This is a genomic window from Nodosilinea sp. LEGE 07088 (assembly GCF_015207395.1).
Lineage (GTDB): Bacteria > Cyanobacteriota > Cyanobacteriia > Phormidesmidales > Phormidesmidaceae > Nodosilinea.
On record NZ_JADEWX010000077.1, the window covers coordinates 1 to 25,693 of the forward strand.

General features: G+C 54.2%; 31 protein-coding genes and 2 pseudogenes. 11 read left to right on the forward strand and 22 right to left on the reverse strand.

The features are described from left to right. Positions 1 to 185 precede the first annotated feature (185 nt). The 4 genes and pseudogenes from IQ254_RS16935 to IQ254_RS16950 all read left to right on the forward strand — a co-directional run bounded on the left by IQ254_RS16935 (position 186) and on the right by IQ254_RS16950 (position 1,209). Positions 186 to 416, forward strand: a pseudogene (locus IQ254_RS16935) (helix-turn-helix domain-containing protein). A 22-nt stretch (positions 417 to 438) separates the two neighbouring features. Further along, positions 439 to 753, forward strand: coding sequence for a DUF4258 domain-containing protein (locus tag IQ254_RS16940; RefSeq protein WP_193967344.1), 315 nt, complete (start codon positions 439 to 441; stop codon positions 751 to 753). Further along, positions 741 to 947 (forward strand): DUF2283 domain-containing protein, encoded by a 207-nt coding sequence (locus IQ254_RS16945; protein ID WP_193967345.1) that lies wholly within the window; start codon positions 741 to 743, stop codon positions 945 to 947. Before IQ254_RS16940 ends, IQ254_RS16945 begins: the two co-directional genes overlap by 13 nt. 46 nt (positions 948 to 993) lie before the next feature. After that, positions 994 to 1,209, forward strand: a complete 216-nt coding sequence (locus IQ254_RS16950; RefSeq protein ID WP_193967346.1) for a DUF433 domain-containing protein — start codon at positions 994 to 996, stop codon at positions 1,207 to 1,209. 7 nt (positions 1,210 to 1,216) lie between these two features. Here IQ254_RS16950 and IQ254_RS16955 read toward each other — a convergent pair whose 3' ends face one another. From IQ254_RS16955 to IQ254_RS16975, 5 genes are all read right to left on the reverse strand, one after another. Next, positions 1,217 to 1,657 (reverse strand): hypothetical protein, encoded by a 441-nt coding sequence (locus tag IQ254_RS16955; RefSeq protein WP_228040811.1) that lies wholly within the window; start codon positions 1,655 to 1,657, stop codon positions 1,217 to 1,219. A gap of 13 nt (positions 1,658 to 1,670) precedes the next feature. After that, a complete protein-coding gene (locus IQ254_RS16960; RefSeq protein WP_193967347.1) occupies positions 1,671 to 1,859 on the reverse strand; it encodes a DUF4926 domain-containing protein in 189 nt (62 codons plus the stop codon). A gap of 4 nt (positions 1,860 to 1,863) precedes the next feature. Beyond that, the gene (locus tag IQ254_RS16965) at positions 1,864 to 2,121 is read right to left on the reverse strand and encodes a DUF2442 domain-containing protein (RefSeq protein ID WP_193967348.1); all 258 of its coding nucleotides are present in this window, start codon (positions 2,119 to 2,121) and stop codon (positions 1,864 to 1,866) included. Between the two features lie 2 nt (positions 2,122 to 2,123). Further along, positions 2,124 to 2,396 (reverse strand): hypothetical protein, encoded by a 273-nt coding sequence (locus IQ254_RS16970; RefSeq protein WP_193967349.1) that lies wholly within the window; start codon positions 2,394 to 2,396, stop codon positions 2,124 to 2,126. 107 nt (positions 2,397 to 2,503) lie between these two features. Then, complete coding sequence (locus IQ254_RS16975; RefSeq protein ID WP_193967350.1) at positions 2,504 to 2,746, reverse strand: hypothetical protein; 243 nt, start codon at positions 2,744 to 2,746, stop codon at positions 2,504 to 2,506. Positions 2,747 to 2,850: 104 nt separating this feature from the next. Between IQ254_RS16975 and IQ254_RS16980 the strand changes: the two genes are divergently transcribed. Continuing rightward, on the forward strand, positions 2,851 to 3,081 hold the full coding sequence (locus IQ254_RS16980) for a helix-turn-helix transcriptional regulator (protein WP_193967351.1): 231 nt from the start codon (positions 2,851 to 2,853) through the stop codon (positions 3,079 to 3,081). Between the two features lie 427 nt (positions 3,082 to 3,508). Here IQ254_RS16980 and IQ254_RS16985 read toward each other — a convergent pair whose 3' ends face one another. Then, a complete protein-coding gene (locus IQ254_RS16985) occupies positions 3,509 to 4,681 on the reverse strand; it encodes an ISAs1 family transposase (protein ID WP_193967371.1) in 1,173 nt (390 codons plus the stop codon). A gap of 525 nt (positions 4,682 to 5,206) precedes the next feature. Between IQ254_RS16985 and IQ254_RS16990 the strand changes: the two genes are divergently transcribed. Together IQ254_RS16990 and IQ254_RS16995 are read left to right on the forward strand one after the other, a co-directional pair. Beyond that, positions 5,207 to 6,352 (forward strand): hypothetical protein, encoded by a 1,146-nt coding sequence (locus IQ254_RS16990; protein ID WP_193967352.1) that lies wholly within the window; start codon positions 5,207 to 5,209, stop codon positions 6,350 to 6,352. Continuing rightward, positions 6,349 to 7,860, forward strand: a complete 1,512-nt coding sequence (locus IQ254_RS16995) for a WD40 repeat domain-containing protein (RefSeq protein ID WP_193967353.1) — start codon at positions 6,349 to 6,351, stop codon at positions 7,858 to 7,860. Before IQ254_RS16990 ends, IQ254_RS16995 begins: the two co-directional genes overlap by 4 nt. A 5-nt stretch (positions 7,861 to 7,865) precedes the next feature. On the opposite strand, the gene IQ254_RS32565 is transcribed toward IQ254_RS16995, so the two are convergent. The 10 genes and pseudogenes from IQ254_RS32565 to IQ254_RS17045 all read right to left on the reverse strand — a co-directional run bounded on the left by IQ254_RS32565 (position 7,866) and on the right by IQ254_RS17045 (position 16,082). Further along, complete coding sequence (locus tag IQ254_RS32565) at positions 7,866 to 8,549, reverse strand: Clp protease N-terminal domain-containing protein (RefSeq protein WP_278000339.1); 684 nt, start codon at positions 8,547 to 8,549, stop codon at positions 7,866 to 7,868. 177 nt (positions 8,550 to 8,726) lie between these two features. Next, positions 8,727 to 9,080 (reverse strand): annotated as a pseudogene (locus IQ254_RS33705) (ferredoxin:protochlorophyllide reductase (ATP-dependent) subunit N); the annotation flags it as partial. A gap of 76 nt (positions 9,081 to 9,156) precedes the next feature. Next, a complete protein-coding gene (locus IQ254_RS17010) occupies positions 9,157 to 9,486 on the reverse strand; it encodes a DUF433 domain-containing protein (RefSeq protein WP_193967354.1) in 330 nt (109 codons plus the stop codon). Between the two features lie 121 nt (positions 9,487 to 9,607). Continuing rightward, entirely contained in the window at positions 9,608 to 11,056 is a 1,449-nt protein-coding gene (locus IQ254_RS17015) for a ferredoxin:protochlorophyllide reductase (ATP-dependent) subunit N (RefSeq protein ID WP_193967355.1), read from the reverse strand. A 27-nt stretch (positions 11,057 to 11,083) separates the two neighbouring features. Continuing rightward, positions 11,084 to 11,515 (reverse strand): DUF5331 domain-containing protein, encoded by a 432-nt coding sequence (locus tag IQ254_RS17020; RefSeq protein ID WP_193967356.1) that lies wholly within the window; start codon positions 11,513 to 11,515, stop codon positions 11,084 to 11,086. A gap of 62 nt (positions 11,516 to 11,577) precedes the next feature. Continuing rightward, entirely contained in the window at positions 11,578 to 11,925 is a 348-nt protein-coding gene (locus IQ254_RS17025) for a DUF5331 domain-containing protein (RefSeq protein WP_193967357.1), read from the reverse strand. A 354-nt stretch (positions 11,926 to 12,279) separates the two neighbouring features. Beyond that, on the reverse strand, positions 12,280 to 13,161 hold the full coding sequence (gene bchL / locus IQ254_RS17030; protein WP_193967358.1) for a ferredoxin:protochlorophyllide reductase (ATP-dependent) iron-sulfur ATP-binding protein: 882 nt from the start codon (positions 13,159 to 13,161) through the stop codon (positions 12,280 to 12,282). Between the two features lie 565 nt (positions 13,162 to 13,726). Continuing rightward, complete coding sequence (locus IQ254_RS17035; protein ID WP_228040812.1) at positions 13,727 to 14,161, reverse strand: heme-binding protein; 435 nt, start codon at positions 14,159 to 14,161, stop codon at positions 13,727 to 13,729. Positions 14,162 to 14,229: 68 nt separating this feature from the next. Beyond that, the gene (locus IQ254_RS17040; RefSeq protein WP_193967359.1) at positions 14,230 to 15,348 is read right to left on the reverse strand and encodes a ring-opening amidohydrolase; all 1,119 of its coding nucleotides are present in this window, start codon (positions 15,346 to 15,348) and stop codon (positions 14,230 to 14,232) included. Positions 15,349 to 15,413: 65 nt separating this feature from the next. Further along, complete coding sequence (locus IQ254_RS17045) at positions 15,414 to 16,082, reverse strand: GntR family transcriptional regulator (protein ID WP_193967360.1); 669 nt, start codon at positions 16,080 to 16,082, stop codon at positions 15,414 to 15,416. A gap of 291 nt (positions 16,083 to 16,373) precedes the next feature. Between IQ254_RS17045 and IQ254_RS17050 the strand changes: the two genes are divergently transcribed. Beyond that, entirely contained in the window at positions 16,374 to 17,327 is a 954-nt protein-coding gene (locus tag IQ254_RS17050; protein WP_193967361.1) for a DMT family transporter, read from the forward strand. 12 nt (positions 17,328 to 17,339) lie between these two features. Here the strand turns inward: IQ254_RS17050 and IQ254_RS17055 are convergent, their stop codons facing one another. Continuing rightward, positions 17,340 to 17,954 carry a phosphoribosyltransferase family protein gene (locus IQ254_RS17055; protein ID WP_193967362.1) on the reverse strand — a complete coding sequence of 205 codons (615 nt, stop codon included), beginning with the start codon at positions 17,952 to 17,954 and terminating at the stop codon, positions 17,340 to 17,342. 275 nt (positions 17,955 to 18,229) lie between these two features. Here IQ254_RS17055 and IQ254_RS17060 point away from each other — a divergent pair, with 275 nt between their 5' ends. Beyond that, the gene (locus IQ254_RS17060; protein ID WP_228040813.1) at positions 18,230 to 19,315 is read left to right on the forward strand and encodes an ABC transporter substrate-binding protein; all 1,086 of its coding nucleotides are present in this window, start codon (positions 18,230 to 18,232) and stop codon (positions 19,313 to 19,315) included. Between the two features lie 92 nt (positions 19,316 to 19,407). On the opposite strand, the gene IQ254_RS17065 is transcribed toward IQ254_RS17060, so the two are convergent. Then, positions 19,408 to 20,376 carry an acetamidase/formamidase family protein gene (locus IQ254_RS17065; RefSeq protein ID WP_193967364.1) on the reverse strand — a complete coding sequence of 323 codons (969 nt, stop codon included), beginning with the start codon at positions 20,374 to 20,376 and terminating at the stop codon, positions 19,408 to 19,410. Between the two features lie 231 nt (positions 20,377 to 20,607). Here IQ254_RS17065 and IQ254_RS17070 point away from each other — a divergent pair, with 231 nt between their 5' ends. After that, positions 20,608 to 21,429, forward strand: coding sequence for an ABC transporter ATP-binding protein (locus IQ254_RS17070; RefSeq protein WP_193967365.1), 822 nt, complete (start codon positions 20,608 to 20,610; stop codon positions 21,427 to 21,429). A gap of 90 nt (positions 21,430 to 21,519) precedes the next feature. After that, the gene (locus IQ254_RS17075) at positions 21,520 to 21,660 is read left to right on the forward strand and encodes a hypothetical protein (RefSeq protein ID WP_193967366.1); all 141 of its coding nucleotides are present in this window, start codon (positions 21,520 to 21,522) and stop codon (positions 21,658 to 21,660) included. 69 nt (positions 21,661 to 21,729) lie between these two features. Here IQ254_RS17075 and thyX read toward each other — a convergent pair whose 3' ends face one another. The 4 genes from thyX to IQ254_RS17095 form a co-directional block, all read right to left on the reverse strand. Further along, complete coding sequence (thyX, locus tag IQ254_RS17080) at positions 21,730 to 22,452, reverse strand: FAD-dependent thymidylate synthase (RefSeq protein ID WP_193967373.1); 723 nt, start codon at positions 22,450 to 22,452, stop codon at positions 21,730 to 21,732. A gap of 83 nt (positions 22,453 to 22,535) precedes the next feature. Beyond that, positions 22,536 to 23,606, reverse strand: a complete 1,071-nt coding sequence (locus tag IQ254_RS17085) for a hypothetical protein (protein ID WP_193967367.1) — start codon at positions 23,604 to 23,606, stop codon at positions 22,536 to 22,538. A 202-nt stretch (positions 23,607 to 23,808) separates the two neighbouring features. Then, on the reverse strand, positions 23,809 to 24,870 hold the full coding sequence (locus IQ254_RS17090; protein WP_193967368.1) for a DUF6765 family protein: 1,062 nt from the start codon (positions 24,868 to 24,870) through the stop codon (positions 23,809 to 23,811). A gap of 129 nt (positions 24,871 to 24,999) precedes the next feature. Next, the gene (locus IQ254_RS17095; protein ID WP_193967369.1) at positions 25,000 to 25,554 is read right to left on the reverse strand and encodes a hypothetical protein; all 555 of its coding nucleotides are present in this window, start codon (positions 25,552 to 25,554) and stop codon (positions 25,000 to 25,002) included. Between the last annotated feature and the right edge of the window lie 139 nt (positions 25,555 to 25,693).

Genomic DNA, 25,693 nt, shown 5'->3' on the forward strand with positions numbered 1-25,693 from the left:
TGTGTATAAGAGACAGGTGGGGGCAGGGGTGCCGGGAGGAGCGCTGTAGATTTCGCTGTTGGGGATGAATTCTTCTGACATAGGGACGCAAAACCAATGTAGTCACAAGTGTGACAATAGTATGGGTGTTATGTATCCACAAATGTGACATTTACCTTCGGGTGCGGCTCTGCCAGGATTAGGGCATGGGAAGGGCAAGCGACGCACTGAAGTAGGTTTTAGACACCTACAGCATTAGCCAGAATAAGCTGGCGGTGACGATGGGTATTAGTCGCGCCAATGTGGGGCGCTGGTACCACGGGCTTGACCCCAGCGCTGAAAATATAGCCCAGATTACTCAGGCGCTGAAAACGCTGAACCCCTTGGCGGCTAAAGAGTTTGTGCGGCTCTACCTAGGAACTATCATTGAGGATTAGCTAAACGGTTGATGGGGATGCTATGGCAGAGGACGCCTATTTTGAGGTCACAACGCCTTTGGATAGGCATGTTCGCGTTACGGCTGCCTATTGGGATGTGATTGTCACCCTAAAGCATCCAATTATGCGGGGTAAGGAGGATCTGGTTAGGCAGGCGTTGCAAACACCAATCGAAATTCGGCAAAGTAGAAGTGACCCGTCGGTCTACCTGCATTATGGGGTTGAGCCGCCTTATTTGATCTGCGCGGTGGTCAAGTACCTCAACGGCGACGGCTTCATCATCACAACGTACCGCACCAGCAAAATTAAGGAAGGAACGGTTGTATGGACACCTTAAAGATTTACTACGACGAGGTCGGTAAAACACTGACGGTCTGGTTTAGCGACCCCGCTGAGGAATTTATTGCTGAGGAAACGGGTGAAGAGGTGCTGCTGATTAAAAACCAGGCGGGCACGGTAATTGGGTTTGAGCGGTTGAACTATGAGCTAATGCCAGGGAATAGTCCTGTCGTTGAATTGATTAAAGCTTAACAAAGGTCAAACGCAGGTTTTCTACCCTAGCTACTACCCATTCCCTATGCAATACCAAGACATCATCACCATTGAACCTGGCAAGCGTGGCGGCAAGCCCTGTATTAGGGGGATGCGTATCACGGTTTACGATGTGCTGGAATATTTGGCTTCTGGCATGACCTACGAGGAAATTCTGGAAGACTTTCCCTATCTCACCCAGACCGATATTCTGGCTTGTCTAAGCTTTGCGGGCAATCGCGATCGCCTGATCGTGTCCTGAGAAGTTATCACACAGGCTGAATAGTTCGCTCGTGTTCTGCCCAATAGGGGCATTGTGGGCAAACTTCTCCCTCTGGATAGTCGATCCCTTCCTCATGGGGGCAGCCCATAATTCCATCAGTCATAATGACCTGTTTGGCACGCTTGCGCTTGATAAACGCCAAGACTTCCCGATTGACCGCTTCATCAATGCGAATTTCCGAGCTTTCTGTAATCCAGCGCTTTAAGTCAGCGACCTCTTGATTCTTCTCGACAATTCCAACTGCTACCTTAGTTGCCAACTCTTCATTTGGCCCATAGTAGGCAACAGTGGCAATAGGATATCCTTGTCCTTCTCTTCTGGCTTTGCTCCTGAGGCTTTTAGTAAAGCTCTGAAGGGCCAAATCATCCTTTTTCCCAAATCCTTTAGGCTGGTTAGTATCTGATTGATGCGCCATGATCAAAGACATTAATTTCTGTATGTTATACCAACTGAATATCAGCTTCCTCTAACGTCAGTAGCGCCAGAGTTTCCCCCGACTCAGCCACAAACTCCACCTCGAACGCCTGCTTATCCATATAACAGTGAACGATCGCACCTCGACTACCCTTCGGTAGACCGTGTTCAGCGATTTCGTGGGCAAGCGTAACGATATCCAGTTCTTCAAACATCCCGTCACCTTGTTCTTGCCTCTGGGGCAGGTGCGCCGCGCAGCATTCCCTCGGTGCTCAGGTCTTCGTCCAGAGCTTCCCAGTGGATGCCGTAGCCGCCGCCGCAGACTTCCCACTGGGCAAGCTGTTCTGGCGTTGCCTTCAGCAGTCGTCGATACCAAACCAGTGGCACTGCAATCGAGCGACCGTCCATTAAGTCGACGCTGATGGTGTCTTCCATAAAGTGAATAGCCTTCACCCGCTCGTCTGCCTGGATTGCCATGATTAAGCCCCTAGCAGCCGATCAACCTTATTCTCAATGCTGTTGAGTTTTCTTAGAACTGTGGGGCGATCTTCATCCAGAGAGGCTAGCAGGTTAATCACGCCTTCTTGCAATGTAGTCAAACGCTGTATTGCGTCATCCACCCGCTGCATGCCTGCATAGAACTCGTCACGGGCTTCTTCGCGCTCTAACCGAGCTGCGGCCATGGCTTCTAGAATGGCTTGGGCTGTGCGGGCATTGCTCTCAACCAGTTGACGCAGTTCTGGATCTGTCATGGGCGCTGGGCTGTCTATGCCGAAGGTTGATGCTTTGCATTGTAGCAAGCTGGTGTGAGGGAATTGCTGCTATGGCCGAGCGCTACGGAAGGTGGGCGAATAGCCACCTAATACCGCAGCCATTTGGTGAGTACGCGCATAGGTCTGCCGGTGTTGGGGTCGTTTTGGAGCTTGCTCCAGGCGCGGGCTTCGGCAAAGCCGAGGCGATGGAGAATTTTGACGACTAGGTCGATGCCAGTAGCGGAGCCGATGATGGTAATGAGGATAGGTTCTCGGACGGGCTGGGTGGGGGCAGGGGTGCCGGAAGGAGCGCTGTAGATTTCGCTGTTGAGGATGAATTCTTCTGACATAGGGACGCAAAGCCAATGTAGTCACAAGTGAGACATTAGCATGGATGCGATGTATCCACAAGTGTGACATTTACCTTCGGGTGTGGCTCTGTCAGGATTAGGGCATGGGAAGGGCAAGCGACGCACTGAAGCAGGTTTTAGACACCTACAGCATTAGCCAGAATAAGCTGGCGGTGACGATGGGCATTAGTCGCGCCAATGTGGGGCGCTGGTATCACGGGCTTGACCCCAGCGCTGAAAACATCGCCCAGATTACCCAAGCGCTCAAAAGCCTGAATCCCTTGGCAGCTAAGGAGTTTGTGCGGCTTTACCTAGGAACTATTGTTGAGGATTAGCGCCTGATCCGCTGCATGCGGTGGCAACTCTGACTCAAGAACGGCCTGACTTACAATTGATATCAGTACAAGGACTGGCCTCGCTATGCAACCTATTGTGAATGAGATCAAAGTTTGCCTCCCCAAGCTCAGCAGGAGGTGATCAATTTGGTGGCGACTCTTGTTAACAGCAGCAGTACAACCTAAGCCATCGACTCAGGCAAGATTGGGTTGGTGCGGACAAGAATATCGTGATACTTACACAAGCCTTAGTTTGCCAGGGTAATCGCATCTTAATCGAGTGCTTGTATTGATAGACTAAGGGGTAAAATCGGCGGGGTAGAGGGGGCGGCTCAGGCCTATGGCCCAGCCTTGGTCGGGTATTCGGGTTAATTGTCTCCTACGAAATCAGTTGTTGCTTATCCCAGGGTGGCCATTTTGTGGTTCATCACGCCTCATCCACCCCACTGGCTGCGAGGATTTTGAGCATAAAGTCATTGTCCATCGCGGCGGTGTAGCGCTTCATCTTTAGACTGAGCTTCGAGGGTTCGCGCTTGAGTAAATTCACGCTGAGCCGACGGATGAGACCGAGGTTTTGGGCAGCATCGCCTTGGCGAATGCGGCTAGCATCTTCATTGAAGGTGACATCGAGCACCCAATGGAGGCTATTTTCCACACTCCAGTGGGAGCGAATCACCTGAGCATGGCGGCTAGCATTGGACGGCAAACTACTGATGTAGAAACGAACGTCAGTGGTGGTTTTGTTCCAGAGTTGGCGGGTACTGCGCACCATGACGACCGTGGTTAAGCCACTCCACTTCGCCTGACGGGGCAACGGCGGTAATTGCCCGACTGGTACCGTCCAAACCTGCCGGGTTTCAATCCGGTGATGGGCCGATTCCACTGTCTCATGGTAGTCATAGTCGATGCCAATCCAGTCGCTGGCCTCCGCCTGCTCAAACCAGGTTTCGACCGCTCGGCTCAATGTGCCTTGATTCCCTTTGAGAGCCAACACATAGTCTCCCTCAGACTGCTTGATCTGAGTCGCAATCGCGGTCTGAGTGCCCATGGCATCTAAGGTCACCACCGCGCCTTTCAGGGTTAGAAGCTTGAGCAGCAACGGAACGGCGGTGATCTCATTGGACTTTGCGTCGACCCGCTGTTGAGCGAGCACTAGGCCATGCTCACTACTCCAAGCGCTCACGCTGTGCAGAGCTTTCAGGTTCCCCTCCCGGTCGTAGGAGCCTCGGGCCGTTTTTCCATCTATATGAATTAACTCCAGGTCCAGCCTTGCCGTGATACTGCTCACCCAGGCTAAGAAGCCAGTCTCCAACGCCTCGGGGTCTAGCGCCCCAATCACCCGCCCAAACGTATCGTGAGACGGGATCCTGTGGGGCAGGTCCAAAAAGGTCTCGAGCCAGGATTGCTTCGCCCGACCATAGCGCTCGATGGCGACAAATCCATCCGCCCCAGCCAGTACCGCTAAGATGGCTATCGTCACAATCGTCACCAGACTATGGTGTTGGGTTCGTTCCACACGCGGATCCCGGAGGTGCTGGAAATGCTGGAGGACGCTCCGTCTTAAAATCTTAGCCTCTCGGGCCTGCTGAGGGCTTAGCATCCGTTGACCAAAGCCTTGGGCCATGGCGTCTCTCCACGTTGATGAGGAGTACGCTTTCCCATTTACCCCGCTTCACGGCTATCCCGCTGTCTCAATGGCAACTAATGCTTAGCCCTTTATCCCTGGCTTTTTGTCAAGTACGATTTATACCAAACTAGATGCGATTACCCTGCTTAGTTTGCAAGAAGAAACTATGAACAACTGGGATATAACAATCTTCGTGAATCGTGAAAACTCGTAGGGCTAGCGTTCCGCCTACACGAGCATCTTGCCCACCCTACCTGCATGAATCAATTCAGATTGCTACAGCTATTAGTCACATCAAAAGTTACCGCCTGACGTAAATTAAATATATATAAAGATCGAAGGGGACTTTAAAAACCGAAGCTACCATGCGTTAGAATTTTGCTTAATCTCTTTTGATGAGAATACCAGCCATGAAGAGTCTCAATATTGTCTTCGGTTTATGTATTCAAAACTAGCAGTTTCGAATTATCTGTAAAATAAAAATATAGGAATAGTTTAATGAATAACTACTCAATCATCATGCTTGGTCCTAGTGGTTCAGGGAAAACAGTTTTCTTGGCTAGTTTGTATAAGAAGTTATCCACACAGAGCGAAGCGGGCTTCTTCCTGAAAATTGACTCTGCTGAAAAACGCAAAAGACTTAATAATATTTATACTCAGATTGCGGTAGATGAGAAGTGGCCACCTGGAACTCGGTATAGCGAAGTGTCTGAGTGGACTTTTACCTGCCGTGTGCAGAACCCTAATGACCTATCAATTTATGATGCATGTTCTTTCACCTATCTTGACTATGCAGGTGGCAGAATAACAGCGGAAACTGATGAGGAAGATGAAAGCTCAGAATTCAATGAAAAGTTTAATACCGCAGATGCTTTGCTAGGGCTACTTGATGGCCAAAAGCTGTGCGCTTTGCTGAATAAGGAAAAGCTTGGCACCGTTTGGGCAGTCAATGAATTGCGAAATATGATAGACATTATGCAGGGATCAAATAAGCCTATTCATTTTGTGATCAGCAAGTGGGATATTGTTGAGCAAAATTACTCGCTGGAGCAAATAAGAGATAGATTAATTGAAATTGATGAGTTCAAAAATTTAGTCAGACTCAGAAATCAAGCTGGTGCTCCTGTTCGCCTAATTCCAGTCAGCGCAGTTGGCAAGGGTTTTGCAATTAGTCAGCCAGATGGGAGCATGCAGAAGACTGGAGAGCTGCCGAAGCCATTTCAGGTAGAAGTTCCTCTTGCTTGTATTTTGCCCGACATGATTCAGCTCATGATCGAAGAGCTAATCAAAAAGCGTAAAGCTGAACAAGAGACACCTATTGAGGTGAAACCAAATCTTGGAATTTCTGAATTCCTTGGGCAGCTCTTTGCTGGAGGATTGAGAATGGTTCAAGAGTTGTTACCTCCCAAGTATCAGTTTGCAGACGATGTACTCAAGAATCTTATTGAATGGGCTGAAACTCCTGCTCAAGAAAAAATTGCGTTTGCGGCGAGAAGAACTGAGGAACTTAGGAGAGAACAAGCAGAATCTTTGAAGCAAGTAGAAAATGAAGAGACAGCGCTTGCCCACTCTGTCAACTGCTTTAAGACTATTCAGAATCAGCTTTCCTATCTGTTCCCAGTTTCTGAATTGAGGGTGCTATGAGCCAGACACAAGCTTGGCGGTTTTTAGTTAGTCGGAATCAATATCTAGACTATAGAACAGTAGTAGCTCCTGACTTTATGTGTAAGGCTAACGAAACTAGCCTTTTAGCTAAAACAGCAGAAGGGGATATAAATGGTGAAATTCATGCTTATTCTCGGGAGATCTACGGCTCAAAAAGTGGTGATCTAACAATTATCTATCGTGTTGTCGAAGCAAAAGCAACAGATTTAGTACCTGGCTCAGAAGGAACGCTTAAAGATTCTTTTGGAAGAGAAATTTGTCTCATAGAAGGTGTTGTCTTAAAAGGAATACACAAAGCTCCCGGATTAACTTTGAACTTTTTAGATCTAGTGCATTGTCAATTAGCAAAAGACTATCAAGATTTTTGGGAATGGATAGTACCTCAGCCTGCCATCTCATCAGAGGCGCTTGCAATAGAAGCTACCGGACATTTTTTAGAATACCGATCAGTCACAAGATATATTGCTTCTTCTTCTTCAGCCTCTGGACGCTCAACATTACCTACTGATTCCGAAGGAGAACAGTTAAGTTTAGTTGAGAAATTTAATTTCAGTGGGGAAATTTATTTTTCTAGATTCATTGATGATTCACGTATTTTAGTTCATCAGTACCGCAATGAAGTGACATTGTTGGATGTAACAACCAAGGAAAAAGTTGAACTGATTAAAGGAGGAACCCAGCGCTATATTCATCGAGTTTCTCTCAACACTAAGTCTGGTTCAACTTCAATATGCACTGCTAACATTGTTGGTGCTGATTTCAATGCAATTAAGGTATTGAACTTAGATGGCAAGATTAAGGGGGAAGAAAAAGATATTGGCGATAATGGTTTTGGTCCACTTAACAGAATAAACGCTATCGCTTTTTCTTTTGATGGTGTAACTGTTGCATGCAGTGAAAATAGCAATTTGCTATCTTCATTGGTTCCAATCAAATTTATTGATTCAAAAGGCGGAGGAACAATAGGTGAAAAACTGCCTTGGCATACGAGTACTATTAATTGCATTGAACCAAGCCCATTAAGCAGTGACGTCTTTGCTAGCGGGGATGGTCAAGGTTTTGTAAGACTTTGGAATTGGAGAAGTATGAAGAGGTTGGGTAGCTTGCCTGCCCATCCAAACAAACCTGTGAACTGTATTGCTTTCAGTCCAAACAAAAAAATTATTGTTAGTGGTGGGGATGATGGGAAAATAGCAGTTTTAAGTTATAGCAAAGAGCTTACGAGTAAAGGTTTTTTGGGAGAGACTGGACAATATTCTGATTGGGTTGGAGGAGTTAATGCCTTAGCTTTTTCTCCTGACGGCAGAAAGATTGCAAGCGGTGGTGACGATGGCAGAGTAAGTATTTGGGACTTGAAAAGTAAGCAGCGCATCTATGAGTCACCAAAGCATAGCAATAAAGCTATAATGTCTATTTGCTTCAGTCCGAATGGAGAATTTTTGATTAGTGGTAGCAAGGATAAAGTTGTTAGTGTCTGGAAAACCTAGATTCTCTATGAGTTTATTACGAATTGAAGAATTTCTTCCAAATGTTCCAACCCACATCCAATAGGGCTAGCTGCCCACTCTACTAATGCAACTACTCGATCAGCTTGGGGAGAAGAAGATGGAGGAACATTTCCAGGGGGAACTTCGAGTCCAAATACAACTTGATTGAACTGTGGAGGAGGTAAGCTAGACAGCAATTGAAAAATCTGATTACGTTTTTGAAATCTTTCCAACTTTTTGTTTCTCTCTATAGCTTCTGGACTCAGGAGTAAAAGCACGTTCCTCCTAGCCTGAAGCAAGTCAACACCCAGATTTTCGAGAACACGGGCCGCGACCCCCTCGCCTTCGCAGATCAACCCCAAGAGCAGGTGCTCGGTGCCAATGTAGTTGTGACCAAGCTGGCGGGCCTCTTCCAGAGATAGTTCAAGCACACGCTTGGATCGGGGGGTAAAGGGAATCTCAACGGCGACATCACCGGAGCCACGTCCAATAATCTTTTCAACTTCAATGCGCGCATCTTTGAGATTGACGCCCATTGACCTCAAGACCTTGGCAGCTACACCGGTGCCTTCCCCAATTAACCCCAGAAGAATTTGCTCGGTGCCGACGAAGTTGTGACCAAGCCGACGAGCTTCCTCCTGTGCCAGCATGATGACCTTAATAGCTTTTTCTGTGAAGCGTTCAAACATTAGGCTAGAGATTTGAGGGTGGCGAATTCCTCTCTTAAGAGTAATCGAGCAATAAAGAAGTAGCCAGTCGTTTGTGAAAAAAATAGGTTGAGCACTTTGACTAGCGCAAATTCTCCCGGTAACAAAGGCCCTAAGGCTTTTAGAAAACCCTGGGGCCTGGCTTCCACAAGAACTCACCTAAACCTTAGCTTTTTCCTTGACCAGCTTCTTCCAGCCGAGGTCTTTGAGGTTGTTGTTGCGGCGCAGGGGTCGCGTCACCAGCTCTAGAATGTCGCGGGTGTTGCCAACGCCGTGGATTTGAGCGAAGGTAAACTCCACCGACCATTTGGTGCTAATGCCGCGCGCCTCTAGCGGGTTGGCGTGGGCCATGCCCGTAATCACCAGGTCAGGATGCAGCTCTTAGATGCGGACGATCTGATTGTAGTTGTCGGGCTTTTCGGTGATTTTGGGCAGCGGGGTACCCATTTCGTTGCAGGTTTTCTCTAGCAGGGCCAGCTCTGCCGCCTCGTAGCGTTTATCTATATAGGGGATGCTATTTCGACTTGCCGCTGGCGTAGCCAGTTAGTGATCGCCCCATGAACGTTTTCATCCATATAGAGGGCCAGGCTCATGGCAACAACCCTTGGGCCTTGAGCCGAGCGACAAAGGGGGACTCTTCAGCCTGCTCCTCTAGCTGGGCAACATGGTCTTCCCGTCGCTGAATATCAGCATCTAGGGCTTCACGGTGATCCCAATAGTAGGCCAGAGCCGCATAAATTTGCCCCATGTTCAGATGGCGATGGTTGATGTGGATTTCTTCCGGGGTCCAACCATAAGCCCGTTGAGCCATCACCAGCTCAACCACCTTCAGCGTCGTCCCCTCGATCCACGCAACATCCCCATGACTGAGGACGATGTGGGGATACTCAGTCGGTATCAGGCTTTGGGCATCGATCATGGTGGGAGAGGCGATCGCGACTACCTGCTATCGTAGCAAGTCCATTTGCAAGTCTAAGCTCTGATCTCCTTACAAAGCAAAGAAGCCGGATTCCTTTGGGAAACCCGGCTTCTAGCCTGACTTACACCTTTGCTTCTTCTTTGACTAGCTTTTCCCAACCGAGGTCTTTGAGGTTGTTGTTGCGGCGCAGGGGTCGCGTCACCAGCTCTAGAATGTCGCGGGTGTTGCCAAATCCGTGGATTTGGGCAAAGGTAAACTCCACCGACCACTTGGTGCTAATGCCCCGCGCCTCCAGCGGGTTGGCGTGGGCCATGCCCGTAATCACCAGATCCGGGTGCAGTTCTTGAATGCGCTGAATCTGATTGTAGTTATCGGGCTTTTCGGTGATTTTGGGCAGGGGTTGGCCCATCTCGTTGCAGGTTTTCTCTAGCAGGGCCAGTTCCGCCGCCTGGTAGCGCTTATCCATATAGGGAATGCCGATTTCCTGCACGGTCATGCCGCAGCGGGTGAGGAAGCGGGCCAGGGAGATCTCCAGCAGGTTGTCGCCCATAAAGTAGACCGACTTGCCGCGAATGATCTCGAGGTAGTCTTCCACCGACTCCCAGATTTTGGCTTCGCGCTCATCCATGCCCTGGGGCTCAATGTTAAACACCGAGCAGATTTTCTCAATCCAGGCGCGGGTGCCGTCGGGGCCGATGGGGAAGGGGGCGCCAATTAGCTTACACTTGCGACGGCGCATCAGCGTGGTAGCCGTGCGCGAGAGGAAGGGGTTGATGCCCGCGACGTAGTAGCCTTCGTCGACGGTGGGCAGCTCAGTGTAGAGCTTGGTGGGCAGCAAGCCATCGACCTTGATGCCCTGCTTTTTCAGCTCCAGGGTCATTTGGGTGACGATGGGGTCGGGCACCGAGCCAAACAGCACCAGGGGCGGGTGGTCGTGGTAGGGGGTGTCTTCAGCGGCGGTAGCGGCGGCCTCGTCTTCTTTTTTGCGGCCCAGGCCCAGCAGCTTTTGAATGCCGCCTTGGCCTTCTTTGGGCTCAACTTTAGCGGTGGCGGGCTGCTTGGCGGCGGCTTCTGCCTCGGTGGGGCAGCGCTGGGCCATGGCGGCGAGCACGGTGTCTTCGCCCTGGGTAAAGGCGTAGTCGAGGCCGTTGGCGCGGGCCACCACGATGGGAATGCCGATTTCAGCTTCCAGGCGGGGAGCCAGCCCTTCGAGATCCATTTTGATAATCTCGGTGGTGCAGGTGCCAATCCAGACGATTACCGAGGGGTTGCGATCGCGCTTAATCCCCTCACACAGCCGCTTGAGCTCCTCATAGTCGTTGAGCTGAGCCGAGATATCGCCCTCTTCTAGCTCGGCCATGGCGTAGCGAGGTTCGGCAAAGATCATCACCCCCATGGCATTTTGCAAAAAGTAGCCGCAGGTCTTGGTGCCAATGACGAGGAAAAAGCTGTCTTCAATCTTTTGGTACAGCCACGCCACACAGCTGATCGGGCAAAAGGTGTGGTAATTGCCGGTATCGCAGTCAAATTCGAGGGCAGAGGGTTGGGGCTGAGCTGGGGCCAGGGTCATGGTCGGGGTATCTCCCTAGTGAAGGACTTATGGCCTGGGTCGATCAATCTCCCTACCGCCTGCACCGGAGCAGGCTTCGTCGTCGTAGGCGGGGGGTGGCGGTGTTGGAGCGTCGAGGGTTAGCGGTTCTGGTGCGGCCAGAGCAACCTCTGTTTGGGCACTACCAGGCAACATTTTGTGGGTTGCCTCTAGCGCCGCTAGCTCCTTCACCGGGCTGATATCTAAACCCAGGGCAGAAATAATGCGATCGGGGTTGCTGCTTAAATCCACCACCAGGGGGAGCAGGTTAGTCAGGTCAGGCTCTAGGGTGGCTAAGGCCCCTAAGATAAAGCCCGACGAGGGTCGCCTGTGCCCTTCGCTAGTTACCCAAATACCCAATTTGTCGATCCACTCGCGGTTGTCTCGGTAGTAGGTCAACCACTTGATTTTGAGCGATCGCCGCAGTTGTTTGCTGTTCACAGATGCCTCGGGCGGGGTTCGCCAACCTCATGTCCAGAGATTGATTAAACCAGAAAACCGTCCTACATTTCGGGGCCATCGCCTAACAGCGGGTGCTCCTCATTGGCATCGATGGTGGGCGGGTGATCAGTATTATCGAGCACCATCTCGGGGTCAAAGTTGAGCCCCAACACCTCTACTAGCGCATCTTCATCGGAGTTGAGCTGGTAGAAGGGCACCATCAGATTCGACAGCTTGGGTTCTAAGGCGTTCACCACCCCCAACACCAAAAAGGAAGAAGGGCGGCGACCGCCATCGGGGGTACGCACCGAGGTCTGCTGCATTTGCAGCGTCAGCCAGGCCCGGTTAGATTGCACGTAGTCTAACCATTTTTGGCGAATAACCTGGGTAAAGTTCTCGAAAAAGGCCATAATCCTGACTCTTTGCTAAATCGCCTATAGGTAGCAGCTAGGTGTGCACAGCTGCGTACCGATGATAATGCAGGGCTTCAAGATTAGAACTCAATCGAGGGGGATTTTTGCAGCAATAGAATTGAATTGTCTTTGGGATTGCACAATGCCATTCCTAGCGTCGTGCGCTTTCGTCAAACATCACCTCCCTCAAATCTTTTTGAACTGGCTTTTTGCCCAAGAACTAACTGAACCTCCCTTCCTGGGAGGGTTAGGGGTGGGACGCTCAGACTCTGAAACCCACCCCGCCCTGTGGGCACCCCTCCCAGGAGGGGAAGGTTCGGCCAATCCCCTCCTGGGAGGGGTAGGGGTGGGTTAAACCATCATCAGATCCATCTCCTCCTTCTCTTGCTTCGGCGCATCCGCAGGCGGGTTGAGGTAGAAGTCAGACAGCAAGCTAAACAGCTCGCGATCGGCGGCATCTTCGGGCACGACGCCCTCGGGACGAGCCAAAATCTGGTCGGCAATATTCAGGTAGTACTGGCACACCGAATCGAGCGCGGGGTCGGTTTCGGCCATTTCAAATACCGTCTTGCCCTTCACCCGCGAGATGCGAATGTCTTCGATCAGGGGCAAAATCTCCAGCACCGGCATGGGCACGTGCTCGATGTACTTGTCGATCAAGTCGCGCTTGGAGGTGCGGTTGCCAATCAGGCCGGCCAGGCGCAGGGGGTGGGTACGAGACTTTTCGCGTACGGAGGCGGCAATGCGGTTGGCGGCAAACAGCGCGTCAAAGCCGTTGTCGGTAACAATCACGCAGTAGTCAGAATAGTTGAGCGGGGCCGCAAAGCCGCCGCAGACGACATCTCCCAGCACATCGAAGAGAATTACGTCGTACTCATCGAAGGCATTGAGCTCTTTCAAAAGCTTTACGGTTTCACCTACCACGTAGCCGCCGCAGCCAGCCCCCGCCGGGGGTCCACCGGCCTCTACGCAGCTGACTCCGCCGTAGCCTCTGTAGATCACATCATCGGCCCACACGTCTTCGTAGTGGAAGTTCTTTTCTTGCAGGGTATCGATGATGGTGGGAATCAGAAAACCGGTCAGGGTAAAGGTGCTGTCGTGCTTGGGGTCGCAGCCAATTTGCAATACCTTACGGCCCCGTTTGGCCAGGGCCACCGAGATGTTGCAGCTGGTGGTGGACTTACCAATGCCCCCTTTACCGTACACAGATAGCTTTAATGTCTGGTGAACCATAGGGGAGAATGCTCATCTAGGGCGGATAAAGCCAAACCCAGTCCAGGGGAGGTTTTTGTGAGTAGAACTCCTACCCGCTGGACATGGCTCGACTGTTAAACAAACAGGGTCTACGCAGTTGCCCACGTGCCCAGGGTGTTTCGGCTGTTTGGATTATGGCCATACCACCTGGGGCTTGGGAAGGGGAAGAAAGAATGGATAGCACCCTAAAAGGGAGATATATAGCTAATTAAAAATTAAAATAGCTCTGAATACAAATAAACTCTCCTCAAAGCTTTTTAACGTCTAAATAATAAATCTAGGCTTTCTATTAATTTAAATGAGAACAATAGCAAAACAGATAAGCTTAAATCTTCTAGGGCATTCCGTCTTTTTCCGGGGTCAGCAAACGGCTGACTCAGGCACCTGGTCAGGGCAAACTCTTAGCGATTTCCCCTGATCGAGGCTCAGTCGGCAATCTGGAGCTGCGATCGACTGGCCCTGAGGTTGAAGGTGCGATCGCAGCTCCTCCGACTCAGGGGAATTTTCTATACATTCGTAAACTTTTTGTCTATGCAACGGAATGTTACGGTTTTTCGGCACCAACGGCGGCCTTAAGGGCTGCAATGCCTGCTTCAGCCACTTCCACATCCTGATCGCCAGTGCCAGAGCCCACCCCGATCGCCCCGACGACCTGCCCGTCAATCACAATGGGCAGGCCCCCCTTCAGGTTGGTCAGCTGACCGCCCGTGGCCAGGGCCAGTTTGGTTTCCACATCAGCGGGCACCCCCCCAGTCGGCACCCGGCTCGAGATCGCCGTCATTGCTTTTTGGGTAGCAGACAGCTGGCTGAGCAGCTTAGCCCCATCCATGCGGAGATAGGCCAGCAAGTTGCCGCCACTGTCAACAATGGCAATGCACTGGGGCACCTGCATGGCAGTAGCCTGGGCGATCGCCCCCTGCAACACAACCAGAGCAGCGGCGTGGGTCAGAGTTTGGCTAGTTTGCAAATACATAGACATAGAAAGGAGTCTTGAATTTTGAATTTTGAATTTTGAACTGGCAGACCAATAGGCGATAGCCAGCCATCCTATTCAGCCGTAACGATCGCCGCCACCAAATTACTCCCCGCTGCCCCCTGATGCTCATTCCCGGCGGAGGCCAAAATCATCGGGTCACCGACCACGGCGGCCACAACGGCGTTAGCAACGGCTTTAGCCATAATGCCGGCATAGCCGGAAAGAAAGTCACTGTGGATAGTGTGGCGGCGGCCCCGCACGGCGGTAACGGCATCGGCCCCGCAATTGACGAACATTTGCCCAATGCGCTGCTGCTGCTCGGCGGTGAGGGGGTGACTGGGGTTGAGCCCGGCAGACTCCAGCGCCGCGTAAATCCCCTGGGTATCGAGCTGGTCGGTCATGACGCCGTGGCCCACGCGATAGGGGCTGAGTGAACGGGGCGAGTTACCCATCACTAAAATACGGCAGGCAGACTGTTCACCCCCGGCGGAGACTGAGCCCCGGTTGGTGTAGAGGGTGCGATCGCGGTTAACTACCCCCTCCGTCAGCTTTTCCTCCGGCACTTCCCCCAGGGCCAGGGCAATACCCAGGGCGCAGGCCCCCTTAGCCATTGAGCTGGCCTGACCCATATTGGTGCTGACCACGGTGGCTCCCCGATGGGCTGCTGCTTCCAGCCGGGTCGGGGTCATGGCCGGGCATTTGATTTCGACGCAGTGCACATCCTCCAACTCGGCAATGCCAGCATCAGCGATCGCCGCCGACACGGCCTCGGCCACCAGTTTTACCTGGGTCAGGGTGCCATACTCTTCGGGTTCCAACATCCGTGTGTTAGCTATTCCGACCGTCAGACGCTTACCCGCTGGAGCCTGGGAGGGCGGGGCGACAGTCTGGCGAGTAAAAACCGTGTAGTGGGGGCTCATCAAGCCACCGCAGAGCCCAATCATCATCATCGGGATGCGCTTAAACACAGCCTCGGGAGTAATGTTTAGATGGTCAGCCAGCAGTAGCTGCATACAGAGCGAGGTATAGCCCCGGGCGTAGCCCGTGCCCTCAGTCTGGGCAATGATACCCACAATGGCCTCCGCCTGAACCTGTCCCGAGGCCAGCAGGGCTTGGAGGCCGCTCACATCGTCTGGCGCGGCCATGGGCAGGCGAAATACACCTACATCTACCCAGTCTTGGTTGGTCATAGCGGTTGTCCTGCAAACGGTGTTACTTGGGGTGGGTTTAAATCGCGTCCTTAGTATCCTTGCCGCTAGGGAGCAAGCGCCTGACGGGCAGCCTCCAGCGTGGACTGAATATGCCCCAGGGACAGGGCAATGGCCTGCTCCACATCCTGGGCCTGGTAGGCGACCAAAATCTGTCGATGCTCCTGTTCAGAAGCCCTACGCTCGACTCGATCGTGGCCAAAGGATAGATTGATGTAGATTGTGGCAATATCGGCCAGCCGCTCTAACACCTCGTAGAGATGCCGATTGGGCTGAGGGCCGTAGAGCTGGCGATGAAAGTCGCGGTTGAGGGCAATCCAGCGGGTTTGGTCGGCCTCGGCCTCCATCTCGGTCAGAATGGCGGCAGCCTGCCGCAGTTGATCAGGAGTCATGTGCTGTACCCCCCGACGAACGCTAGCAGGCAGCAGCGCGGCCCGCACCTCAAAAATATCTTCTAGCTCTGCTCGGGTAGGCCGATGCACAACTGCCCCCCGAAAGGCATCGAGATCCACCAGCCCCTGACTGCTGAGCTCCCATAGGGCTTCTCGAATGGGGGTAACGCTAACCTTGAGAGCCGCGGCTAGCTCCGCCTGCACCAGGCGGGTACCCGGGGGCAGCTCGCCGGCCAAAATAGCCCGTCGCAAATAGTCCATTACGTTGGCTTGGGTCGTGCGGGAAAAACCTTTTATCCCCGTCAGCGATAGCTCGGCAGTCACGGCATTTCCTTGTTGTTTAAGCCTGCGTAGTTAAGCCTGGGTCAAAACGGGTTCGGGTGGCAGTGAAAGCACCTGACAGTGAGAGCACCACGAAGCAACTTGTAGCTTTAGCTACAGAAGATGTCTGATGACTCTCGTTTTTATATATCATATATGATGCCTGAATCAAGTCTGTGAGCGTTGTTCTGGAGACTCAGTGGTCGTACCGAACGTCTTTAGCGGCCATCAGGCCAAAACCATCGGGGGAAACTCGTGTCCTGCTCCGTACAGGGCGACAGGGGGAGAGTGGCCATGCGGGGATTTCTAGTGGTCATCCTCGGGTCTCTTTGCCTGGCAACTCAAAACGTGCTGGTGCGGGTGATTTTTTCTGAAAGCACCATTCTGGGTCAGTTCACCTGGGGCGGGCTGATTGCTCCGTCTCCGGCCAACTCGCTGCTGATCTTGCAGATGCGATCGCTGCTGATCTTGCCGGTTATGGCGCTGCTCTCCTACCGTCTGTATCCGGCCACGGGGCAGATTTTGAAAGCGCTAGTTCAGCCCCAAATGCGTACTGTGCGGTGGCTAGCCCTAATTAGCAGTGTGTTTCTGTTCATCGCCCTGACCCTGCTGTTTATCGCTCTGGCCAGCATCCCCGCCGGGGTGGCCACGGTGCTGTTTTTTATCCACCCGGTGATCACCGGGCTGCTGTCTTGGTGGGTATTTGGCCATCGTCCCAGCCTGCTGCGGGTGGGGGTAACGGCGGGGGTGCTGGTGGGCAGCGTGCTGGTAGTGCCGAGCTTTGCCGGGCTGGGCAACAGTCAGATGGGGCTGGGGGTAGGGGCAGCCCTGGGGGCCAGTGTGGCCTACTCGATCCAGGGCATTTTGGCCCAGATCTGCTTTCGGCAGATTGACCCGGTGCCTTTTACCTTGATTAATTTCGGGGTGATCGTGCTGCTGTCTTCCCTGGGGCTGCTGCTGGTGCAGATTGATGTCTCTGCCGACCAGTGGCCCTCGCTCTGGTTGATTAGTCTGTTCACCGCCGGGTTGACGTTGCTGGGCCAGCTGCTCTACAACATTGGCATTCATCTGGTGCGGGCGGCTTCCATGGCAATTGTGGCGGTGAGCAACCCGGTCTTCACCGCTGCGATCGCCTGGTTGGTGCTGCAAGAAAGCCTCCAGGGCCGGCAGTTTGTCGGCATGGTGCTGGTGGTCGTCAGCATTATCGCCCTCGGCCAAGAGCAAACCCGCACTGCCCCGTCGTCATGACGGGGCTCCGATTCACGCCGTTCCTACAGTCAAAGGAATCCCCTGCTGACACAACCCACAGCCTTCTGGCGACACCGCATCCATTCCCTTAAGCGCAATGAGTACGTCTACCGGACAGCCTAACTCCACCTCGAACAGTCCCTTGGTGGCCAGCAGACCCACCCCCACGGGCACACCCCCAGCTCCGCGAATGATTTCAAGCAGCTGCTTAGCCGTGCCGCCGGTGGTGGTAATGTCGTCTACTACTAAAACTCGTTCCCCGGGCTGAATTTTGAAGCCATCAATTAAGTGATACTGATGATTGGTTTGGCGGGCGATCGCCACCTCCGTTGCCAATCGTTTAGCCACCTCAAAAGCCAGGATGCTACCGGCTTCATTTGCGCCCAATACACGATCAATCTTGCGATCAGCGCTGGGACTATAGCGGTCAGCCAAGGCATCAAATAGAAACTGTGCCTCAAGGGGGTTTTGAAACAACTTGATACATCGAAAGAAACGCCGACTGTGAAGTCCGCTGGCCAACTTAAAATGACCTTCCTGCAAAGCTCCTGTCGCTTCGGCTAAGCGCTGAAACTGAGTATCTAGCGAGTTGAGCATGGCATCCAATTTAAATTCTACAGGGCTCATTCCTGGCGGTTCTATCATAAACTGGAACCCTGGCGAGTTGCCCTAATACTACGGAGGTTTGACCCGGCCTTTGGGGCCAAAAAATCAACTCTGCTCCTCGGGAATGCGATCGCTGAGGGAATAGACTGCGTCGCCAAAAAGTTTTCTTTTGGTGTTCTTAAATACAATTGACTGACCTAGTTTATTTCAATATCAAATCTTAAGAACTCTAGCAAAAACACGTTATATCTTCTATGAGAAAGCTATTTTCCCCCCGAGCTTCGACAGTTAGCGCCATGGCTCTGGTTGCCCTGTTAGGCCTCACCAGCTGTCAGACGTCAACCCCTACCGCAGAGGCCCCAGCAGACACAACTCCTGCAACCGAGACTGAAACCGAGCCGCAGGAATTGACGCCAGTTAAATTTACCCTATCGTGGCTGCTCCAGGGGGTAGACGCGCCCATGACCCTGGCCATGGAGCGGGGCTACTTTGCCGAAGAAGGCATTGATCTCCAGTTTGAGCGGGGCTACGGCTCGGCAGACACCGCCACCAAGATTGCCGCCGGGCAGTACGACATGGGCTTTGGCGACATGTACTCGATGATTGAGTTCAATGAGCAAAACCCCGATCAAAAACTGGTGGTGGTCGCGGTTCCCTACAACAAAGCCCCTTTCGTGCTGGTATCGCTGAAGGAAGCCGGAATTAAATCGGTGCAGGATTTGGTCGGCAAAAAGCTGGGCGCGCCCGCTGGAGATGCCCCTCGCCGCCTGTGGCCGGTGCTAGCAGAAGAGGTCGGCGTAGATGCCGACTCAGTGGAGTGGGTGACCATGGAGCCCAAGCTGCGGGAAACCTTTTTGCTCCAGGGCAATGTCGATGCCATCAGCGGCTTTATCTACTCCATGATGCCGTCCTTAGTCAAAGCGGGTAAAACCGAAGACGACCTAGACATCATCTACTACACCGACAACGGCCTCGACTTCTACGGCAACGTCGTGCTGGTCAAAGAAGCCTTTCTGGAGGAAAACCCCGAGCTGGTGCAGGGCTTTTTGAAAGCCTATATTCGCGGTCTGCAAGATACCCTGGTAGACCCCACCGCTGGCCTGGATAGCGTCATGGCTGTGGGCGATGACCTGATGGAGCGAGACGCCGAAAAGCTACGGCTGCAAATTGCCCTCGACAATCTGCTGGTCAACGACGAGGTAGAGCGCATCGGCCTGGGCGAGATCGACCCTGAACGGCTGAAGCTCAGCATCGACCAGACGGTTAACGGATTTGGCTTGAGCTCTACCCCCGCCGTGGATGAGGTGTTTGACGGCAGCTACCTGCCCCCCCTGGAAGAACGGCAGGTGCCCCCGGCCTCCGAACGACAGGAGCTAGAGTAATACAACTCCGATTTGGGGAACCCTGATTCATAATCAGGAACCCCGCAGGGGCATAGCATGCTATGCCCCTACGAGCCCCTACAACGAGATTTCTACAGCTCAATCGGGTGGGGCAAAATGGCTTTGGGTAAAATGCCGTGTACCCCTTTTTGGGGCCGGTTTACCGCCTGGGTAATGTGAAAATGCACGCCCAGGCTGCACAGCATGTAGGCGTCCTCCGGCGTCAGGTGCAGCGTGAGAGCCAAAAAATCGACCATTCGCTGCAGGGCAGTTTCAAGGGCAGCATCTAGAGTTGCGCCAAAGCCCATGGTGATCCAGGCGGTGGTAGTTTCGGCCAGGGGCAGGGGCAGATGGCCGAGCTCAGGTCGGGCATAGAGCTGAATCGTGCCCTCCATAGAGGTTTCCAGGGCGGTGAGGCAGACTTCCCCGTCGCCCTGCAGGCCGTGGCCATCGCCGATAGAAAACAGCGCCCCTGGCATATACACCGGCAAAAATAGCCGACAGGGGGGCTGTAGCAGACGGTTATCCAGGTTGCCGCCGTAGTCGCCGGGGGGGATGGAATTGCGATCGCCCCCCGGCGTGGCCACCCCCAACACCCCAAAGAAAGGCTGGAGGGGTAGCCGAATACCGCTCCCGGCGGGAAACTCAATGGTGCCGCTGGCTAAATCGATGGGAATAAAGCTGAGGCCGGGCTGGTCTAGCAGATCTGGCAGGGCTCCGGCCCCTGGACGCATGAGGGTAAAGCCCATGGGCACCAGGGGCTGTATTGACTCTAAGCGAACTTCGAGGGCGTCACCGGGTTGGGCCTGCTCCACATAAATCGGCCCAGTCAACAGGTGGGGGCCAGCGCCGACTCGGCGGCTGGGGGGCAGGTGGCGGCAGATGTCTAAAAAAGCGGGGGGAACCAACTCCGGCGGGGCTTGCTCATACATCGGCAGACCCGAGAAGGTCTCAATGGTAATGCGATCGCCCGATCGCACTGTTAAAGCTGGCGGGATCTGATGCGAAAAGCCACCGAAGTGAACCGTTTCACAGGAAGCCCTAAGCGTGTAGTGGGTCACACCGTTCCTCCAACTCAGTCATGCCAATATCCACAGATGAGTGTTTAGCAAGAACCTGCTCAGCAGCATAGTTGAGTCATTGGATGCAGGATGAGATCACCCAGCAACTCTGGGGAAACGGTCGATAGTTTAGTAGCGATCGCTACAGTGATCCAGGGTGCTCCCCTGGAAGATACATCATATATGATTCTCTCCCCCATCCTCTTCAGACCACCTTGACTAGGCTGACCCATGGTTGATCACCTTTCCGTTGCCACCCCGCCCCAGACCTCATCTCTCACCGGGCTAGAATTTAAAGAGGTCAGCCTGAGCTACAGCGCCTCTGGTCAGTCGATGTCGGTGATTGACCGGGTTTCCTTTACCGTTGATCAATCTCAGTTTATTTCCCTGGTAGGGCCCAGCGGCTGCGGCAAAACCTCGCTTTTACGGATGATTTCGGGGCTTAACCCGGTCGTAGAAGGCCAGGTTTCATTTCGCGGCGAGGCGATTACCAAACCGCTTCGCAATGCCGGCATTGCCTTTCAAAACCCGGTGCTGTTGCCCTGGCGCACCACCTTAGAGAACGTGCTGCTGCCCCTTGAAATTGTGCCAGCCCACAAGCGACGGCTCAAAACCCAGCGGCCTGAGTATCTAGCCGCCGCCGAAGAGCTGCTGACCACCGTAGGTCTGAAGGACTTTCAGCACCACTATCCCTGGCAGCTCTCCGGTGGCATGAAGCAGCGGGCCTCCCTCTGCCGGGCATTAATCCATCAGCCCGAACTGCTGCTGTTAGACGAGCCCTTTGCGGCCCTCGACGCCTTTACCCGCGAAGAAATGTGGGAGCTTTTGCAGCGGCTTTGGGAGCGCACCCAGTGCACCAGCGTGTTGGTCACCCATGACCTACGGGAGGCCATTTTTCTATCCGACACGGTGTATGTAATGGGGCCTCGACCCAGCCAGTTGGTCTACACCCTGGCAGTCGATCTGCCCCGACCCCGCACCCTAGACATGTGCTTTACCGAAAACTTTCACCAAATGTACTCCCACCTGCGGCAGCATATTCAACGTCAGTGAGCCTTGCACTGCGCTCAAGGAAATTTCCGGGAAAAAAGATCCCAGTTTTATCCAGAGACCATAGCCGCTGTAGCGTGGGCACCGCCCACCATGGCCCCACCGTCGCACCCCACCACCCCAGAGGCTGAGTTTTTGCGATCGGTGCTGGCCCAGATTGACGAAACCTGGGACGAGGTAGAACCTGTCTATGGGTTGTTTCTGAAAAACCTAGACAACCTGAGTTCGGGATAAGCCGCAACCCGTATTCCGCCGTCGCCTTATTGCCCTAAGGAATAGTATCTAAACTTGCACCGTGGAGTACTAGGGCGCGAGACGAGCTTTTTTGAGCCGGTTGTCTTCGTACCAGGCGGCGATCGCCGGTACCCAGGCGGCAAAGTGAGGCCAGATGGCTTCGCACATTTTCTGAGCTTCGAGCTGGGCGTCGGCCTTCCAGCGCAGATCGAGCAGATGCATCACCGATCGCACATTGGCCGACATCACCCAGTGCTGGCGAATGTCAAAGGGAATTAGCCCCCGGGCATGCTCTTCGGCAAAGCCCTGGTCAATGCGGGTCTTGTAGCGGCGGCTGGCCTCCAGGCACCAGTCCAGGTCTTGCTGGCGGGCTGCAGCAGTGTACTCATACTTCTTGCCCTGGCGATCGGTGTAGAAACCCAGGGGCCGCAGGTAAAAGACCTCCTCGACCTCGCGCTTGCCGTCTACAACGTCGATAATGCGTTGGCCAGTATAGCGGAAGCTCTGAACATCGAAGCTGACGCCCACGCGATGGGTGCGAATTTGCTGCATGGTGCTGTGGGGAAACCAGCCCACATTGAAGACAATCTGGGGATGCTCCAGCGGGCCATAGTGGCCGCGCCCCCCCTTGAGCAGGCTGGTGATTAAGATTTCGCCGCAGCGCTCTTCGCTGGGCCATTCGTTGCGATCGTGCGCTACAAACCCCTCGGCGTAGTCTTGGTGCATGGCGGCGTACATAGTCTGTTGAGGGTTTGGGGTCTGGGAAATGACCTCAACGGTGAAGCGATCCATAGCGGCAGAAATCCAGTAGCGGACTGTCTCAGGAATGAACGTAATCGACGGTAGCACGCACGCTGATGCCTAGGGCTAAGTTTTCAGATATCTACGTATTCGACATACTCAACCGCACTGCGCCGTCCTCTGGCGATCGCGGCCCGGGGGGCAGCCAGGTCTGCTGCCGCTGCTGTTTCGATTAACGGCTCTAGCGATGGCCCTTCTGGCCGGGATGCTTCTGGCCGGATTGCTTCTAGCTGGGGTTCCTCAACGGCGGCTAGTCCCTGAACTGGCAGGGTTGGATCTGGTGACGTTTGGGTAGCCAACTCCAACGACTCCGATGGTTGGGGCACCTGATGGGCATGAGAAAACGCCACGTCTGGCACCGTGTCTGGTGGTGTATTCAAATCGACAACCAATACCTGACTAGCAGCCAGAGTACGAGACGGTCGGAGTAGGTCAAGCCCTTCGACCAAGGCCGATCGCACAATCGGGTCTAACTCTTGGCCGAGCATGACGCGAAAGCAGTCGATCAGGTGCGATCGCACCGAGACTCCGGCCCCATAGTCTGTATCCCCGGCACTCTGCTCGGCCAGCCGCACCAGTCGCCGCACCGCCACCAGTCGCTTGAGCGGGTCAGCATGACCCAGCAGCGTCAGGTTGTGCTCAACTTGGGCGATCGGGGCGGCATCCCAGCGGTCTTCTGGGCGATCGCTGGCTCTCCCCCCCCGCACCAGTGCCCCCAGGGCATAGAGCGCCAGCGCCCCCTGCCCCGTCAACAGCAGGGCCATCAGCAGCGAGTGGGTACTGTGCCACAGGGCGGTAAAGGTGTAGGTGCTGGTGCCGGCTACCCCCGCCAAGACCCACGCCTGGTGTTGTGGAGAAGTCGGCAAGGGTAGACCCTGTCGCAGTCGATCGACGAGACCTTTGCGCTGGCGGGGAGAAAGCTGCAAAAGCTGCTGGTAAGCCACTAGCCCCACCCCAGCGGAGATCACCAGCGCCCCATTGATCACCCCCAAGACAACGCTCCCCACGCCCAAACCCCACAGATGGGGATGCTTGGGGCGCGGTAGCCGCTGCCGCCACCCCTGCCGCCCGAGTGCCGGGGTGGGGCGCGGCGATGGCGACGGAGAAACATCCAGAGCGGGACGAGAAATGACAGGGGAAACCACGGGAAATTGCTACCAGTTGGGCACAGTGAATCAAGGCCTAGCATAGCCTGCCACCTGATCTTAGGCTCTTTTTTGCAGGAAAACTTTTGCCAGCAACCTAACGGTATCCAAAGCCAGATTCATCGGCATCTATTCGCTGGGCGCTAGCAGCTAAATTCACTCGCCCACCCGTCTACCCATCCACCCGTCTACCCATCTACCCCTAAGCTACACAAATGCCGTACTGGGGCAGCAGGTCATGGACGATGTAAAAGTGGTGGGCCTGCAGCCCGTCGTGAAAGAGCTTCCAGTTGCTGGTCAAAAAGTCGGGGGAGTACGATGGCCGCACATCTTTGCGATCGCCCCCGTTCATCAGCCCCAGGGCCTTGTGCTTCCACGATTGGGGGCCACGGGCCGCATAGCTGACCTTGGCCGGGCCAAAGCTAAAGTGCCCCTTGGCGATGTGGGCTAGCCACTGGCGGTGACGGCTGGGGGCTTCACCCAGGGTCGTTGCCAACAGCGCTGCAATTTTGGCTCGATCGGCGGCGGGCAAGCCAGTCACATCAGCAGCGGGGTTGCCCAGGCGATATCGCTGCATAGCTTTGCACATCTCGTTGGCGGCGGTGAGAAAGTCTTGGGGGTTATCGCGGGTGATTTTTTCGCCCCGGCCATTGGTGTAGCCCCAGCGCAGATAGGGGCGATCGGGGTTGCTGAGCACGGTGCCGTGGCCCAGGGGCAGGGCACCGCCAATAAAAAAGCCCTTGAGGCGGTTCATCAGGCTTTGGTCGGGGTTATTGTCGCCGTCAACCAGATCGCGAGCACTGTTGACTTCGTGGCTGACTCCGGCAAAGCCTTGGTGAGCCCAGGTGTCGGCAAACACATGCATGGTAATGCCCAGGCGGTGCAGACCATAGCTGCGGTAGCGCTGCTCGATACACTCGCGCACCATACCCTGGGCTACGGGGCTGTTGGGCCGACAGATGAGTTTCTCAATAAAGCTACCAGGGGGGTCTTGTCCGACGGGCAAACCACCATTACCCGGCAAAAAGTGGAATGGAATCCACACCTTGTAGTTGGCCAGCTCTTTGAAGTTGCGGTAGTCGAGCATCTTGTGGGCCGAACTGATGCGATCGAACATCGCCCCATTGTCAAAGCGAATCAGCCCCGACTGGGTGGAGTCATCGACGTACTGAGCGCTGTGGGCAATGATGCTGGCCTCCGGGTGATCAAACCCCGCCAAGCGACTACACACGTAGGTCACCCCGTGGTGAAAATCAAGTTGCATAGGTATTATCCGGCTAGCGGCGTGGGGCTGCACCGGCCAGGCGGCGCTCAGTCTCCATTAGGGTACGAGGTGGGGGCTCACCTTGGTGTTAAGCATTGTAAGCAGGAACCCAACCCAGCTCCCCACGGCCTACTGCGATCGCGCAAACGACTGGTGAATAGCATTCAGCACCGGGTCGAGGTCAGTGGTGGTGGTGCCGTAGTAGCTGGTGATGGTAGCTGTGGCATTGGGGTAGCCGACATAGGTAATAAACGCGTTGGGCATGGTCTCATCGGGGATGTCGCTCAGCCACAGTCGCACAGCGGTAACCCCGTCGATGGTGGCGGCGTCATAGCGGAGCACCGTGTGGCCGCTAGCCTGAATGGCCTGGAGCGATTCACCCACCACTTCTTTGGGGGGCGCGTCTTGCCAGGTCACCTCGGTACGCATAGGGGGCAGATCGCTAGCGCCGTCGCTAACAGCCGTCACCTGGGGCGCGTCGGTCTGCTCGTTCACGCTCCATCCAGCCGGAAAGGCAATCGAGAACAAATCTGCGTAGGTGTAGCTGGTAATTTCTGGAAGCGGGGTAGCAGGTGCCGCCTCAGCCGCCACTAGCGAGGGCTGGGTCTGCGCTAGGGCTGGGGTAACGGCAACCGTCAGGGCGATCGCCCCCAGCATCAATCCCAAGGCTTTAGTAGGTGCCATGGCTACTCTCCTCTAGTACGGGGTTTATCCACTGCTGCTCTAGTATCGCCCACCGACGGCCCTGGTTATCCCCCGTCGCCCTTTTTAGCCTGCCAAAACTCCATAGCTGCTCGAAAAAACCAATACTACCCCCTCACTC